The following is a 15,437-nucleotide window of genomic DNA, read 5'->3' on the forward strand; positions in this document are numbered from 1 at the left end:
CGAACGCGTTACGCCAGCACTTCCTTCGAGCGCTGACGCACGTCACCGGTCAGACGCGTCTCGATGGTCTGCGGCGATTCCCGGCGGGAAATGGCAAGAAAGCCGTCCAGATAGAGCTTTTGCAGACGCAACTCGCTATCCACTTGCGCCTTGATCTTCCCGTACAGCGGCAAAAACATCAGGTTTGCGAACCCAAGCCCGTATAGCGTCGTGACAAACGCCACCGCGATCCCTTGGCCGAGCTGCGACGGCTCCAGAATGTGGCCCGTCACCTGGATCAATCCGAGCACCGAGCCCAGAATGCCGAACGTCGGCGCGTAACCTCCCGCTTGCAGCCAGATTCGCGCAGCGGCCATGTGGTTGCGTTCGTAGGCCTCCAGCTCGCGCTGCAACGCATCTTCGAGCACCGCCGTGGAGACGCCGTTCGCAAGCAGCTCCAGTCCCCTTCTCGCAAACGGATCGATGCCTTTGACGTCCATCCCTTCAAACGCAAGCATCCCGTTCAGCTTCGCGTGATCGCCCCATTCGAGCAGCCTGGACAAGCTGTCCTGGTCGACCGCTTTTGCCTTCGTGAACGCGAGGCCGAGCTGCCTGACGCCATCGGAAAACCGCGCCCAGGTGTTCTGGATCATGACCGCGCCGATCGTGCCGCCGAGCACGATCACGAGCGCTTCGAGCTGAAACAGCGAAGCGAAGCGCCCGCCTTCGAGCGAGAACCCGAACACGATCGCCGCCACCCCGAGCAGCGCGCCGCATAGCGTCAGGATGTCCATGTCAGTACTCGCCGGGCCGACCCAAGAGTGCTGACACCCCCTCGGGGGGCAGCGTGTCGATCCGGGGTTAGCGCTTTAGCGCTTACTCGGGTCCCATGCAAAGCAAGAAGTGAGCGTGGGGGCTGTTTCATGTCATTCCTTGAAGGCGGGCGGCATCGACGAATTGACCGACGAAGACTTGATCGCCTTCACCGTTTCCATGAACCGCTGCTCGATCTCCTGAACTTCAATCGGATCGATCTTGATGTCGCGCCGCATGATCCACGAGACCTCCTTCTTGCGCGCTTCCGTCATGACGGAGAGCAGCCGGTCGGAGATCGACGGATCCGCGATCGCGGCAAGCAGCTTCGCGAGATCGTACGTGTCGAATGCGCTGACGGCATCGAACAGCGCGCGCTCGTCGACGAACTCGAGGTCGCTGAGCGACTCCAGCTCGGCGACCGCGCGGCGGTTGCGCCGCGTGAAGTACGAAACGCCCTTCTCTTCGACGTAATTCAGCACGCTCGATTTGCGGAACGCAAAGATGTCCTCGGCGATCTCCCCATGAGACAGCTTGTTGAGAATCACCTTCTTTTCCACGCCGATCAGCGCTTCGAGATCGGACAGCTCGATCAATTCGAGTTCGCTCGTGATCGCCAGGTCGAGATCCTGGTCGGCCACCTGCTGCGCGCGGTCGGTAATTTTCACGGGATCGAACGTGACGAGCTGGCGGCTGAGCGCGCCCTCGTCGGCGGGAGGCGACGCCGATGCTTTGCCCAGGTATTCCGTGCGCCCGGCCTCCATCGAGATCAGATTGAGCCTCTCCATGCGCTTGAGCATCGCCATCACGTGCAGGCGCGAATGGCCGGCAATCGCGCGGCACTTCTTGACGACTTCGGCAAGCGGCACCGAGGCTTCTTCCTGGCGCGAACGTCCGAGACGCTCTTCGCGGTATTCGGCGCCCGCCATCAACGAAAGCACGTGCGCATACGAAAGCACGCCCGGAAGGAATTCGGCATGCGTGTAGGTCGCGAGCAGATCGTCCTTTCGCTTGAGGCGGCGAATCATCGTTCGCACCATGTGGCGCAGCAGCGGCGAAACCCTTTCCAATTCTTCCTCGACCACGCTCACGTCGATGACGCTCAGCTGGCAGAAGGACAACGCCTTCGCGGTGGACGCGCGCGGCTCCGACGGCAGCAGCGCCGCCTCGCCGAAGAACTCGCCTTTGCCGAGCGTCGCCAGCACGACCTTCTTTTCGTCGCAACGCGTGGAGATCTCGACTTTGCCGTCCGCGATCACGTAGATCACCGGCTTGCCTGCATAGCCTTCGGAGTAGATGACTTCGCCCGGAGCCGCCGTGCGCGACCATGACGAGTTTTGCTGCTTCACGATGTTCCCCTGGGGATCTTGTTATGGGCTGTTCGGCACTTTGCGGACGCGCGCAGCAGACACGCCCATCATCGCTGACGGCCCTCACTCGCGGTCCTCATTCACTACTAGGGATATCGACACGGCTTACGCAGACTTTAGCGTTTTGGCCGTCGTCGAAAGACATGAAATCGCGCGCAAACGTTTGTCTTTTCGGGCGCTCGAAATAGTCTGACGAAAGATTTGCCTGACAGCGGGTCAACCTTGCCGTTGTTGGGCCTCGAGAAAGCCCACCTTCACGGGCGGCACGAACCACGCCAGGCACAACCCGATCAACGCGGCCGCCGCGGCTACGGTCAGGCCCACGTGAATCGAATCCACCAGCGCGCCGCGTGCGGAACTCATCATCGCGTCGCCGGCATGGCCCGCGCTCACGAGGCGGTTGATCAACGCGGCCTGCTCGGCGCGATCGATGAGCAACTCGGGGCTCGCAAACGACTTGAACCACTGTGTGGCCTGATAGGAATCCAGCGAGCGATGCACGCCCATCGTGTAGAGATGGCCCAGGAGCGCACCCGTCATCACCGTGCCCAGCATGCCGCCGAACGTGCGCAGCGATTGCAGGAGCGCCGTGGCCGCGCCGAGATGATCGCGCGCGACGATCTGCTGGGAACACACGGTCAGGCTCGTCCCCACGAGCCCAAGGCCGAGGCCGCTCGCGCCCATGCACGACATCCACACGACATGCGGTTCGTTGCCCTTCAGCGCGACCACCGAGAGGCTCGCGAATGCGGCGAGCGCAAACCCGATGTAGATGATCGCGTTCGCGCGCCGGATGCGCGTGACGACGCGATTGTTCACGATGCTGCCAAGGGTCGTGCCGAGCAAGAGCGGCGTGATCAGCGTGCCCGAATCGTGCGGCGACATCGCATACCCGCCCTGGAACAGGAGCGGCACGTAGAAGACCAGCGAGAAGAGCGCAAAGCCGCCGAGCACCGACATCGCGAAGAGCGCGCCGAGCTTGCGATCGAGCAGCATGTCCACGGGAATGATCGGGTAGCCCATGCGCTTTTCCCAGAAGAACAGCGTGAGCGCGCAGACCGTCACGATCGTGCCGAGCCCCATCGTCAGGGTGTTCCAGCCTTGCTTGGGCAACAGCTCGATCATGAGCTGCAGTGCGCCGAACGTTACGGCGACGACGAACGCGCCGACCCAGTCCAAGCGCAAGCGCTCGCCTTCGCGCCGATGGCGAAGGTGCGGTAGGAATCGGCGCACGAACAGCAGCGCCACGATGCCCACCGGCACGTTGACGAAGAACACGAGGCGCCAGCCGCCGTACTGGGTCAGCATGCCGCCGAGCATCGGCCCGACCATGTTGGAAAGCGCGAACGCCGACGTGACGAACACGAGCCAGCGCAGGCGCAGCCTGGGATCGGGAAACAGATCGGCGACGGTCGCGAACACGGTGCCGATCATGATGCCGCCGCCGATCCCCTGCAGTCCGCGCGCGAGCACGAGCGACAGCATGTTGGTCGCCATCCCGCACAGCACCGATGCAACGGTGAAGACGATGATCGCGGCCAGCATGAACGGCTTGCGTCCGTAGAGGTCGCCCAGGCGCCCGAAAATCGGAATCGTGATGACGGACGCGAGCATGTAGGCGGTCGCGACCCACGCATAAAGATCGAAGCCCTTGAGATCGGCGACGATGCGCGGCAGCGCGGTGCCGACGATCGTCTGATCGAGCGCGATCAGCATCGACACCGAGGCCACGCCCAGCATGGCCAATACCGACTCGCGAAACGGCAGCAACTGCCGGCCTTCCTCGTGCACATCGATGCCAGTGGCCATGAGACGCTCCCAACCGGTTCCAGGCGGTCGACCTGTTGCACGCGGCGCGCCGCTGCTGCGCCGGGTTCATCCACTTCGATGCCGTATACGCGCCAGCGCGTGCGAACGGATGCGTTTTGCGCGCGGGAAGCGCTAGATCGCCTCGCTCGCGGACACGTGGCGCGCCTGCTGGCCGAGGCGGACCGCCGGCACGAAGAGCAAGGACACGACCGCCGCCACGACGATCGCGAGCAAGGCCCAAAACGTCTGATGTAGCGACTGATGCAGCACGAGCCGGATCGATTGGTCTTCGACACGCGCCGCCGACGCGTCGAGCAGCTGGCGCAACTGATCCGCCGTGACCGCCGCCATGCCCTGCGCGTGGCTCAGCCCGTAGTTGAGCACCGCGCCGAAGATCGTCGCGCCGAGCGTGCTGCCCAGATTGCGGGCGAAGAGATTCGACGCCGTCGCACTGCCGCGCTGCAGCGGGCTCACGATCTCCTGGATCAGCACGAGACAGCAGACGCTCGACATGCCCATCCCGAGCCCCATCACGAGCGAGCCCACGCCCGCCGTCACCGGCGAGCTGCCGGGGTTCAGCACGACGAACGGCAGCGCGCCGATCGGCAGGAAGAAACTGCCGCCGATCATGACGCGCCGCAGCCCGAGGCGATGGAACGAGCGCGCGGCGAGCGTCGACCCCGCGGGCCAGCCCAGCATCATCATCGTCAGCGCGAGGCCCGCGACGACCGGCGAGCGATGCAGCACGCCTTGCACGTACATCGGCAGAAACGTCGTCAGACCCATCAACGCCATGCCGCAAAAGAGCGTCGACGCGTTCGCGGCCGCGATCGGCCGGTGCGCCCACAGCGAAAACGAAATCATCGGCTCGGCCGCGCGCCGCTCCTGCCAGACGAACAGCACGGAGCACACGCCGAACAGCGCGAATGCGAGCCACATACGCTCGCCGCCGGTGCTGACGTCGGTGAGCCCCATCATCAGCGCGCCGATCGCGACCGTGAAGAGCGACGCGCCCAGGATGTCGATCGAACGCCGTTCGTGCCGCTCCTCTTCGTGCAGGTAGGCAATGAACCCCGCAGCCGATGCGAGGCCGATCGGCACGTTGATCCAGAAGATCCACGCCCACGAGAGATCCTTGATGATCAGGCCGCCCGCCATCGGTCCGAGCACGGCCGAGATCGCCCACACGCTCGCGAGGTAGCCCTGCACTTTGCCGCGCTCGCGCGCGGGATACAGGTCGCCGACGATCGTGAGCGTCACCGGCTGGATGCAGCCCGCGCCCACGCCCTGGATCAGCCGGAACACGATCATCGCAGGCATCGACCACGCGAATCCCGCGAGCACCGAGCCGATCAGGAAGATCACGAGTCCCGCGAGCATCACGGGCTTGCGCCCGTACAAATCGGCGAGCTTGCCGAACATGACCGTCGTTGCGGTCTGCGCAAGCAGGAACGAAGCGAAGACCCAGCTGTATAGACTGAGGCCGCCCAAGTCGGCCACGATTTGCGGCATGGCGGTGGAGACGATCGTCGCTTCGATGGCGACCATCGCGCTCGCGGCCATCACGGACGCCACCACGAGCGGCCGGGAAGTTTGTGGTTTACCTGACATTGAGCTCGCTCGGTTGGCGAAAAAATTTGCGTAGGAAAATGACGGCGAAAACCTGAATTATGAGCGCATCCAGGCAGACGTGCTCAGCGTGCCCCCAGCGACTGACGAGGGCGTACAGCGGCAAACCCCGATAAGTGCAACAATCGTCAGCGCGCTTGCAATCTCTTTCGGCGACACGGAGGCGGACATGGCTGAGATCGAGAAGGAACCGGTCGTGGCAGTGCTGAACAAGATCCTCGAGTCCGAATTGGCCGGCGTAGTGCGATACACGCACTATTCGTTCCTGGTGTTCGGATTCGGCCGCATTCCGATCGTGTCGTGGCTGCGGCAACAGGCCGACGAATCGCTCATCCACGCGCAGCAGGCCGGCGAATGGATCACGACGCTCGGCGCGTATCCGTCGCTCGCAATCGGTCCGCTCCTCGATTCCCACACGTTCGATATCGCGTCCATCCTGCGCGAATCGCTGCAAGCCGAGCAACTCGCGCTCGGCCTTTACCGCGAGCTGCTCGCGCTCGTGGAAAACCGCTCCGTTGCGCTCGAAGAGTTCGCGCGCCAGATGATCCACGTCGAAGAGCTGCACGCGGGCGAGGTCGACAAGATGCTGCGCCGCCCTGGCTCGACCGTGACGTCGCCGCAGCGCGGCATGGGGCTCGCCGAATAGGCGGCGTCCGACGCGAGAAACGCATCATGCTGACGCTCGCGAACGTCTCGAAGCACTACGACGGCAAGACAGCGCGCAACGTGCTGCGCGGCGTGAATCTCGAACTGCGGGCCGGGGAATGCGTGGCGATCATGGGCGAATCCGGCGTCGGCAAATCGACGCTGCTCAATCTCGCCGCCGGACTCGACCGGCCGGATGCGGGCCAAATCGTCTTCGACGGACACGACCTCGCCGCGCTCGACGATGACGCCGCGACCCTGCAGCGCCGCCAGAAAATGGGCTTCGTGTTCCAGGCGTTCCATGTGCTGCCGAATCTCTCCGCGGCGCAAAACATTGCGCTGCCGCTGCTCTTGAACGGCATGCGCGCGAAAGACGCGCAGGTGCGCGTGTCGTTCGCGCTGCTCGCGGTGGGGCTCGGCGGGCGCGAGCATGCGTTGCCGCGCGAATTGTCGGGCGGCGAGCTGCAGCGCGTGGCGATCGCGCGTGCGCTCGTGCATCAGCCGCGTCTCGTGCTGGCTGACGAGCCCACCGGCAATCTCGACCACGACACGGCGATGCGCATCCTCGAGCTTCTGCGCGAGCTGACGCAAAAGAACGGCGCGGCCGTGCTGCTCGCCACGCACTCGGCCGCCGTGGCCGCGGCCGCCGATCGCGTGCTGCGGCTCACGCCCGAAGGGCTCGAGCCGTATGCGCCGAGCGCAGGCGGAGCGTAGCCGGCGATGCGCTGGCCTGGCGCCGTGCGTTCGTTGCGCGACTTCGCGTCATCGCGCCGCTCGGGCAATCGCATGCCTGCGGGCGGATTCGGCGCCGCGCTCCTCATCGGCGAAATGCGCGGACACCCCCTGCGCACGTTGGTCGGCATCCTCGCGATCGCCGCGGGCGTCGCGATGGGCTACGCCGTGCAATTGATCAATCGCGCGGCGCTCACCGAACTGTCGGCCACCGTCAATTCGCTGATGGGCAACGCCGATATCGAGCTGCGCGGCCCGCGCGCGGGCTTCGACGAAGCGCTGTACCCGCGCATCGCACGCCTGCCCGAGGTGGCGGCGGCGAGCCCGGTGGTCGAGGTCGATGCGCGCGTCGCGGGCCGCGATGCGCCGCTGAAGCTGCTGGGCGTCGACGTGTTCCGCGCGGGCTACGTCACGCCGAATCTCGTCGGGCGCGTGGATCAAGCGGAAAAAACGGATAAAGCCAAAGCCGGCACCCTCGATCTGCTCGCCCCCGACACCGTGTTCCTCTCGCCCGCCGCGCTGACATGGCTCGCGCTCAAGCCCGGCGATCCGCTGACGGTGCAAGTCGGGCTCGATTCGGTCGCGTTGCGCGTCGCGGGCGTGCTGCCCGCGTCGGGTGAAGCCGTGCGCGTCGGCGTGATGGATATCGGCGGTGCACAGTGGCGCTTGCAGCGGCTCGGCACGCTGCAGCGCATCGACATCAAGCTGAAGCCCGGTGTCGACGCCGACGCGTTCGCGCGCTCAGTCGCGCCGCTCTTGCCCGCGGGCGTCGCCGCCGTGACGCCGCGCGACAACGCGCACCGCACGTCGATGCTCTCGCGCGCTTACCGCGCGAACCTGAACGTGCTGGCGCTCGTCGCGCTGTTCACGGGCGCGTTTCTCGTCTTCACGATGCAAGCGCTCGCGGCACTGCGGCGCCGCGCCCAGTTCGCGCTGCTGCGCGCGATCGGCGTGACGCGGCGCGGCGTGCTGCGGCTCGTCGTGGCGGAGGGCGCGGCGCTCGGCGCACTCGGCGCCGCCGCGGGCCTCGCGATCGGCTTCGCGCTCGCCGCCGCCGTGCTTCGCTACGCGGGCGGCGATCTCGGCGGCGGCTATTTCGAAGGCGTCCAGCCGCGCGTGCACTTCGATGCGCTTCCCGCCGCGATTTTTTTCGCGCTGGGGGTCGCCGCAGCCACGCTCGGCAGCCTCGCGCCGGCGCTCGAAGCGGCGCGGGCGCGTCCCGCGCAGGCTTTGAAAGCGGGCGACGAGGAAGCGCCTGCGGGACGGCTGCGCACGAAGCGAACCGTCACCGGCGCAATCGCCGCTTTGTGTGCCGGGCTCGGGTCGGCGCTATTGCCGCCCGTGGCCGGCTTGCCGGTGTTCGGCTACCTCGCGATCGCGCTGCTGCTCTTGGGCGGCGTGCTCGCGATGCCGGCCGTCGCGCGCGCGGTGTTCGCCACGCTGCCCCGCTCGCGCCATGCCTTGCCGCAACTCGTGCTCTCGCAGCTCGCCAACGCCCCCGGCCGCGCGACGATCGGCCTCGCGGGCATCGTCGCGAGCTTCAGCCTGATGACGGCGATGGCGATCATGGTGTCGAGCTTTCGCGTCGCGGTCGACGACTGGCTGCAACTGCTGCTGCCCGCGCCGCTCTATCTGCGCGCGTCGCCGGGCGGCGACAGCGCGTTTCTGTCGCCGGGCGACCAGGCGGCCATCGCGGCTACGCCCGGCATCGCGCGCGCCGAGTTTCTGCGCGCGACGCAGATCTCGCTCGACGCCCGCCTGCCGCCCGTCAGCCTGCTCGCGCGGCCGATCGATCCGCACAATCCCGCCGCGCGCCTGCCGCTCGCTGCTGCGCCGCTCGTGCCGCGCGACGGCGACCCGCCGCCCGTGTGGATCAGCGAGGCGGTCGCCGACTTGTACGGGATGCAGCCGGGGCAACGTATCACGCTGCCGCTCGCGGGACAGCGCTTGCCGTTCACGGTGGCCGGCATCTGGCGCGACTACGCGCGGCAGTTCGGCGCAATCGTGATCAACGCGAGCGACTATCGCCGGCTCGCGCACGACACGCGCGTGACCGACGCGGCCTTATGGCTCGCCTCGGGCATGCCGCCGGCGCAAGCCATCGCGCGCTTGCGTGCGAGCGTGCCCGGCGGACAGCGGCTCGAATTCGCGCAGCCCGGCGAGATCCGCGCGGCGAGCCTCCGGATTTTCGACCGCAGCTTCGCCGTGACGTATCTGCTGGAAGCCGTCGCCGTGATCATGGGCCTGTTCGGGATCGGCGCGAGCTTCGGCGCGCAAGCGCTCGCCCGCACGCGCGAATTCGGCATGCTGCGGCACCTCGGCGTGATGCGGCGTCAGATCGGCATCATGCTGGCGATGGAAGGCGCACTCGTCGCGCTGCTCGGCGTGCTGGCCGGTTTGACGCTCGGGTCGAGCCTCGCGATGGTGCTCGTGCATGTGGTCAATCCGCAGTCGTTCCACTGGACAATGAGCGTGCATATGCCGTGGGGGTTGCTGGCGGCGCTGGCGTCGGCGGTCGTCGCCGCCGCTGCGCTGACGGCGCTGTTGAGTTCGCGCGCGGCGATGTCGGTGGATGCGGTGCGCGCGGTACGCGACGACTGGTGACGTGATGAAACGGCGCACGTTCCTGTTATTGCCGTTGGCGACGCTGTCAGTGCGTCCCGCATGGGCGCGCATGCCGGACTTTCCCGCTGTCGCGAGCGGACGGCCGTTGGTGTTCCCGCGCGACTACGGCGCGCATTCGAGCTATCGCACCGAATGGTGGTACGTGACCGGCTGGCTGCAAACGGATGCAGGAGGCACCGCGGGAGCATCGCTCGGCTTCGAAGCGACCTTCTTCCGCTCGCGCCCCGCCCTCGACGACGCGAACCCCAGCCGCTTTGCGCCGAGTCAATTGCTGTTCGCCAATGTCGCGCTAAGCGACCCGCGCGCGGGCAGCCTGCAGCACGACCAGCGCGCGGCGCGGCGCGGTTTCGGCTTAGCGCAAGCGAGCGAAACGGACACCGCTGTCCATATCGACGACTGGTCGCTCGAACGCAACGCGGACGGCCGCTATCGCCTGAACGTCGCCACGCCCCGCTTCGCGTTCGCGTTCACGCTGCAGCCGACGCAACCGGTGCTCGTCAACGGCGCCGGCGGCTACAGCCGCAAAGGCCCGCGGCCCGGCGAGGCGAGTTACTACTACAGCGAGCCATGGCTGCAAGTCGATGGCGTACTCAAGCGCGACGGCAATTCGCCCGGCAATCAAGCGCACGTGCGCGGGCAAGCGTGGCTCGATCACGAATGGTCGTCGGCGCCGCTTGCCGACGAAGCGGTCGGCTGGGACTGGATCGGCATCGATCTCGACGACGGCGGCGCGCTGATGGCCTTTCAGATCCGCGACAAGGCGGGCCGCAAGTTTTGGGCAGGCGGCACCTTGCGCGCCGCCGACGGCAGCACGCATGCGCTATCGCCCGATAGCGTGAGCTTCACGCCGCTGCGCCGGTGGCGCTCGCCGCATACCGGCGCGCACTATCCGGTGGCGATGCGCGTCGATGCGCAGGACGTCCATCTCACGCTCGTGCCGCTGATGGACGATCAGGAGTTCGACAGCCGCGCGAGCACCGGCGCGGTGTATTGGGAAGGGGCGGTGACGGCGTTTCGGGCGGGGGCTGCCACGACGGACGCAGCAGGCGCCGCAAGCACGGTGAAGCCGCTCGGACGCGGCTATCTCGAACTGACGGGGTATGTTCAGCGCCTCGAGCTCTAGGATCGGCTTGTCGACGCGGAATCCACTCCATCACCCCAGCTCGAACGACGTCACCCCAAACACGCGATCGACGGCAATCGCGGGCGCGTCCTTCGTGAACATGCGCGCGGTTTCGAAGACGCTCGTCATGCCGTGTCTTTCCGCCAGCGCGACCGCAGCCGGGTTCGTCTCCGGCACGTCGAGCACGATGACCTCGCCGGGCGTGCTCGCCGGCCGACATGGCGCGCACGATGAAGCCGCCGCTTTCATCCACGGTTCGTCCCGGTGTCTTCGTTCAGTGCTTTTGATACGTGCCGACCAATTCGCCATGCGCGAGGATGTGCCCCTTCATCGCCTTTTCCAACGCGGCTTTGTTGGGCTTGCCGAGGTCGGGCAGCACGGTATCGAGCGCATAGAGCTTGACGAAATAGCGGTGTCGGCCAATCGGCGGACACGGCCCGTTGTATTGGGCGCGCTGCCAATCGTTGGCGCCCTGCAGCGCGCCGGCCGGCAACGCCCCGCCGCCAGCGCCTTCCGGCAGCCCGCTCGCGCTCGCCGGAACGTTGTAGAGCACCCAATGCACCCAGACCACCTTGGGCGCTGCCGGGTCAGGCGCGTCGGGGTCGTCGACGATCAGCGCGAGGCTCTTCGCGTTGGCCGGCACGCCGGACCACGCAAGCGGCGGCGACACGTCGGCGCCCTGGCAAGTGTGACGCGTGGGGATTTCGCCCCCCGGTTGGAAGGCTTGAGAAGTCAAGGTCAAGGACATCGCGGACTCCTCGCCGGAAGCGTTGAACGCCGGTGCAGCAAGGCAGACCAGCGTAGGCAGCAAGACGGCAATGTAACGGCGCATGGTTTCGGGCAAACCGCAGAAATGGATGAGGGTCGGAACGCGTCCGCGTGTTCGGAGCTTGCGAGCCTCCGGCGGACATGCCCAATAATTAGACCACGTTCACGCCAATTTCAACGGCGCGATGCGAGCCGTACGCGGCGGCCGCATGACGCGCTCTGCCGATTAGAAGGACGGCCGGGATTCGTTCAATACCCGCCAAATCTCGACCTACGCTGCTGATTTGAAAGCGAAATCGATGATCGGATCGAGCGGTGGAACGGGGCCTTGAAGATCCAGCGGATAGTCCCCGAGCCAGTTGAGAGCACCGCGCGCGTAGCGCGGTCAATGACGCGGCGTCGGGAAATAGCAGCGGCAGCATAAACTTCGGCGTCCAGATGATTATAGGCACCAGAATGATGATGGCGTGACGATTTGGTCGCGACGCGTTTCGCAAAGCGGTGACACGCTGCCGACGACGAGCCGAAGCTTACTCCGAAGCGTCGCGCGAAGAAGATGCACCGAATTTCCGCATTCCCCTCGACTAAACATGATTTGTTATCCTATTGAAAAATTTCAGATTGCCTACCATCCGCACGCGCGCCATGTCAATGGCAAATCGACCTGGTGATTTACACAGAATTATTTAGTATGCTTTATCAATTCACACACCAGACCAAAGTGCTCTGATAGGAGAAGATGATGCTAAAGCCACACCTTGAATTTTTCTCGCTGGATTTGAACGAAGGCTGGAGTGCCCACCGGGCTATCCGGAAGGAATCGAAGAGAAGGTTCTTTGTGGCTCACTCTCACCAAAAACGGCTACGGGAAGCCGAACCCGATTGCTTCGCTTTGCCCCTGGCGTCTATACGACCGCGCCGTTCGTACACGACTATTGGGAAGAGGTCTATCTCATGCAGGGCGACCTCACTGTCGGGAACGACGCAAAGGGGAACGGCGGAACGCCATTTGGCGAAAATACCTACGCGTGCCGGCCACCTGGCGCATTTCATGGTCCGTTCAAGTCCGAAAACGGCTGCATGCTGTTGGAGATTCACTACTACGCGAAAGATCACGTGGTGGCGGCAGCATCAAACGCCATCTCGGAATGATGGGCCTTCCTATGCATGAGGAAGAACGACGACGACTTCGGCTTGCGCAATGGACGGCATTCTGGCTTACGACCGTGGCTTATATGGTGTCGTTCTTTCACCGTATTGCGCCTGCGGCGCTATCGATGGAACTGCAATCCGTGCCCTCGAAGCAAAGGGCGGCGCCCCATAGGCACAACCCGGATCAACGAAGCTGCGCGTCTAGCTCAACAGCATGAGCTGCTGTAAGCGCCATTGTTTGCCGGCAGTTAGCGAATCCCCAACAATTTCAATGCCTTAAATCGAAATGTGGCGGATTTTTTCGAATCCCGGTCATCCCTCGATTTTTTTCTGCGCGTCCAGCAGCTAGCCGAAGCGGCAGGCGGCCGACGCTCGCCCGATCAGCGCCCCGCGCCCTGTGCCGTGCGGCGCATGACTTGCGCGGGTGCCGGCTCGTTATCGAGCCGCCGGAACACCAGCGCCGACAACAGCGTGATCACGCCGACGCAAACGAAGCTGAGCCGGAACCCTATCGCGGCGGAGCCCCATTGCGCGGAGAACACGTTCACGAGCCCGCCGCCGATCGACACGCCAAGCCCCATCGCGAGCATCTGCACCATCGAGAACAGGCTGTTGCCGCTGCCCGCATCCGCATGCGAAAGGCCCTTGAGCGTGACGCTGTTCATCGCCGCGAACTGCATCGAGTTCGCGGCGCCGAACACGGCGAGCACGGCGATTTCCACCGCGAGCGGCGTGCCCTTCGAGATCAGCGCGAACGCCACGATGGCCGCACCGACGATCAGCGTGTTGACGAGCAAAAACGTGTCGTACCCATAGCGTTGAATGAGCGGCGCGATCCAGCGCTTGGCGACGGTGCCCGCCAGCGCGGCGGGCAGCATCATCAAGCCCGAATGCAGCGGCGTGAAACCGAGCTGCAACTGCATCAGGAGCGGCAGCAGGAACGGCACCGCGCTCGACCCGATGCGGCACACGAGATTGCCGATCAGGCCCACGCTGAAATTCGGTTCGCGAAAGAGCGCGAGCCGGAAGAGCGGATTCCGCCGGCGCTGCGCGTAGGGGATGTACGCGAGCGCGGCAATCAAGCCGATCGCGAAGAGCCCTGCGGACCACGCCGCACGATGCGTCTGCACCGGCGCATCCGTGGCGAGCGAGAGCGCGATCATCGCGAGCGAAAGCAGCGCGCAGCCGACGATATCGAAAGGCGGCGCCGTGCCCGACGTGTCGCGAGGCAAATAGCGATGCACGGCGGCCAGCCCGATCGCGCCGATCGGCACGTTGATGAGGAAGATCCAGTGCCACGAAATCGCCTGCGCGAACCAGCCGCCGAGCGTCGGGCCGACGATCGGCCCCACCTGCCCCGCAATCGAAACGAACGCGAGCGCCGACACGTACTGTTCGCTCGTCACGCTGCGCAGCACCGCCAGCCGCCCGATCGGCAGCAGCATCGAGCCGCCGATGCCTTGCAGCACGCGCGCGATCACGAGCTGGTTCAGCGAATGCGCGCTCGAGCAGCAGATCGAACCGAGCACGAAGATGAGGATGGCGGCGAAGTAGACGCGGCGCGTGCCGAAGCGGTCAGCGAGCCAGCCTGATGCGGGCGTCAGCAGCGCCATCGTGAGGGTGTAGGCGACGACGATCGGCTGCATCGCCAGCGGCGATTCGTGCAGGCTTTGCGCGATGGAGGGAAGCGCGGTATTGACGATCGTCGTGTCGAGGGCCTGCATGAAGAAGCCCGTGGCGACGATCCAAAGCAGCGCGGTTTGTGAGGAATCCTTGTTCATGGCGTTGGTTCTTTCAGCCACCGTAATGTTATTGACAACTTGGTCAATCGGGAACCCCACTGGCGTCGTTGACTGTCATCGGATTTGCCGATGACAATGGCGCATGCTCAATCCCATCTGGCTCAAGACGTTCGCGACCGTGGCGGCCTGTCACAGCTTCACCGAGGCCGGGCGGCAGCTCGGCCTCACGCAACCGAGCGTGAGCGACCACATCCGGCGGCTCGAAGGCAGCATCGGGCGGCGGCTCTTCGTGCGCGACACCCATTCGCTCGCCATGACGCCCGACGGCGAAGCGATGCTCGCCCACGCGAGCGTGATCCTGCAGGCGATGGCGCGCGCCGAGTCGCAGTTCCGCGGGCCGCGGCTGAAGGGCCGCGTGAGGCTCGGCTCGTCGGACGATGTCGCCTTAGGTCCCCTGCCCGCCGTGCTGGCGGCGTTTCGCGACGCGCACCCCGATGTCGAGCTCGAAATCACGATCGCGATGACAGGCAAGCTCTACGAGCTGCTCGATGCGGGCTCGATCGACCTGATGGTCGGCAAGCGGCGCGTCGGCGGCCGGCGCGGCGTGCCGCTTTTCACGTCGCGGCTGGAGTGGCTCGCGAAGACGGGCACGCTCGTCGATCTCACGCAGCCGCTGCCGCTCATTCTCGTCGCCGAGCCGAGCGTCACGCGCGCCGCTGTGCTCGATGCGCTCGCGGAAAAAGGCGTGCGCTGGCAAGTGGTGTGCACGAGCACCAGCTACGCGGGGTGCGTCGCCGCCGCGCGCGGCGGGCTCGGCGTCACGGTGCGCTCGCAATACCTGGCCGCGCGCGGTTTGACGCCGCCCTTGAACATCGCGAGCCTGCCGCCGCTGCCCGACGTCGAATTCATCTGCCTCGCGGCCAAGCGGCTCAGCCGCCCGGCAGGCACGCTGCTGCAGTTGCTGCAGGAAAGCGATCTGCGCGGGGATTGGGTGGGCGAGTAGCGCGCGACGCAATCCGCACGGCGCGAGGCCGCGCGGGCGCCGCCGGG

At 65.7% G+C, this 15,437-nt stretch carries 11 protein-coding genes and 2 pseudogenes; 6 read left to right on the plus strand and 7 right to left on the minus strand.

The features are described from left to right. Nucleotides 1-8: 8 nt before the first annotated feature. The 4 genes from J3489_RS03575 to J3489_RS03590 form a co-directional block, all read right to left on the minus strand. Nucleotides 9-773 carry a flagellar motor protein gene (locus tag J3489_RS03575; protein ID WP_206996328.1) on the minus strand — a complete coding sequence of 255 codons (765 nt, stop codon included), beginning with the start codon at nt 771-773 and terminating at the stop codon, nt 9-11. Between the two features lie 132 nt (nt 774-905). After that, a complete protein-coding gene (locus J3489_RS03580) occupies nt 906-2,141 on the minus strand; it encodes a Crp/Fnr family transcriptional regulator (RefSeq protein ID WP_206996329.1) in 1,236 nt (411 codons plus the stop codon). Nucleotides 2,142-2,378: 237 nt separating this feature from the next. Then, entirely contained in the window at nt 2,379-3,971 is a 1,593-nt protein-coding gene (locus J3489_RS03585) for an MFS transporter (protein ID WP_206996330.1), read from the minus strand. 132 nt (nt 3,972-4,103) lie between these two features. Next, nucleotides 4,104-5,582, minus strand: a complete 1,479-nt coding sequence (locus tag J3489_RS03590) for an MDR family MFS transporter (protein WP_206996331.1) — start codon at nt 5,580-5,582, stop codon at nt 4,104-4,106. Between the two features lie 187 nt (nt 5,583-5,769). Here J3489_RS03590 and J3489_RS03595 point away from each other — a divergent pair, with 187 nt between their 5' ends. The 4 genes from J3489_RS03595 to J3489_RS03610 are packed head-to-tail and all read left to right on the plus strand — an operon-like array spanning nt 5,770 to nt 10,725. Continuing rightward, a complete protein-coding gene (locus J3489_RS03595) occupies nt 5,770-6,246 on the plus strand; it encodes a ferritin-like domain-containing protein (protein ID WP_206996332.1) in 477 nt (158 codons plus the stop codon). 26 nt (nt 6,247-6,272) lie between these two features. Further along, complete coding sequence (locus J3489_RS03600; RefSeq protein ID WP_206996333.1) at nt 6,273-6,959, plus strand: ABC transporter ATP-binding protein; 687 nt, start codon at nt 6,273-6,275, stop codon at nt 6,957-6,959. A gap of 6 nt (nt 6,960-6,965) precedes the next feature. Continuing rightward, entirely contained in the window at nt 6,966-9,581 is a 2,616-nt protein-coding gene (locus J3489_RS03605; RefSeq protein WP_206996334.1) for an FtsX-like permease family protein, read from the plus strand. A gap of 4 nt (nt 9,582-9,585) precedes the next feature. Further along, a complete protein-coding gene (locus J3489_RS03610; RefSeq protein WP_206996335.1) occupies nt 9,586-10,725 on the plus strand; it encodes a lipocalin-like domain-containing protein in 1,140 nt (379 codons plus the stop codon). A gap of 30 nt (nt 10,726-10,755) precedes the next feature. Here J3489_RS03610 and J3489_RS03615 read toward each other — a convergent pair. Both J3489_RS03615 and J3489_RS03620 read right to left on the minus strand, forming a co-directional pair. Continuing rightward, a pseudogene (locus tag J3489_RS03615) lies at nt 10,756-10,935 on the minus strand (GNAT family N-acetyltransferase); the annotation flags it as partial. 64 nt (nt 10,936-10,999) lie between these two features. Beyond that, complete coding sequence (locus J3489_RS03620) at nt 11,000-11,473, minus strand: YbhB/YbcL family Raf kinase inhibitor-like protein (protein ID WP_206996336.1); 474 nt, start codon at nt 11,471-11,473, stop codon at nt 11,000-11,002. A 762-nt stretch (nt 11,474-12,235) separates the two neighbouring features. On the opposite strand from J3489_RS03620, the pseudogene J3489_RS03625 reads away from it, so the two are divergent. Continuing rightward, nucleotides 12,236-12,645: pseudogene (locus J3489_RS03625) on the plus strand (cupin domain-containing protein). 380 nt (nt 12,646-13,025) lie between these two features. Here J3489_RS03625 and mdtD read toward each other — a convergent pair. Next, entirely contained in the window at nt 13,026-14,447 is a 1,422-nt protein-coding gene (mdtD, locus tag J3489_RS03630) for a multidrug transporter subunit MdtD (RefSeq protein ID WP_309491322.1), read from the minus strand. An 82-nt stretch (nt 14,448-14,529) separates the two neighbouring features. Between mdtD and J3489_RS03635 the strand changes: the two genes are divergently transcribed. Then, complete coding sequence (locus J3489_RS03635; RefSeq protein WP_206996338.1) at nt 14,530-15,390, plus strand: LysR family transcriptional regulator; 861 nt, start codon at nt 14,530-14,532, stop codon at nt 15,388-15,390. The last annotated feature ends 47 nt before the right edge of the window (nt 15,391-15,437 follow it).

The sequence above is a fragment of the Trinickia mobilis genome (assembly GCF_017315705.1).
In the GTDB taxonomy this organism is placed as follows: domain Bacteria; phylum Pseudomonadota; class Gammaproteobacteria; order Burkholderiales; family Burkholderiaceae; genus Trinickia_A; species Trinickia_A mobilis.

Bases quoted from the DNA above. Each gene is read 5' to 3' on its own strand.
- J3489_RS03575 (WP_206996328.1), bottom strand. From the start codon at position 773: ATGGACATCCTGACGCTATGCGGCGCGCTGCTCGGGGTGGCGGCGATC.
- J3489_RS03590 (WP_206996331.1), bottom strand. From the start codon at position 5,582: ATGTCAGGTAAACCACAAACTTCCCGGCCGCTCGTGGTGGCGTCCGTG.
- J3489_RS03635 (WP_206996338.1), top strand. From the start codon at position 14,530: ATGCTCAATCCCATCTGGCTCAAGACGTTCGCGACCGTGGCGGCCTGT.
- J3489_RS03585 (WP_206996330.1), bottom strand. From the start codon at position 3,971: ATGGCCACTGGCATCGATGTGCACGAGGAAGGCCGGCAGTTGCTGCCG.
- J3489_RS03595 (WP_206996332.1), top strand. From the start codon at position 5,770: ATGGCTGAGATCGAGAAGGAACCGGTCGTGGCAGTGCTGAACAAGATC.
- J3489_RS03610 (WP_206996335.1), top strand. From the start codon at position 9,586: ATGAAACGGCGCACGTTCCTGTTATTGCCGTTGGCGACGCTGTCAGTG.
- J3489_RS03605 (WP_206996334.1), top strand. From the start codon at position 6,966: ATGCGCTGGCCTGGCGCCGTGCGTTCGTTGCGCGACTTCGCGTCATCG.
- J3489_RS03600 (WP_206996333.1), top strand. From the start codon at position 6,273: ATGCTGACGCTCGCGAACGTCTCGAAGCACTACGACGGCAAGACAGCG.
- J3489_RS03620 (WP_206996336.1), bottom strand. From the start codon at position 11,473: ATGTCCTTGACCTTGACTTCTCAAGCCTTCCAACCGGGGGGCGAAATC.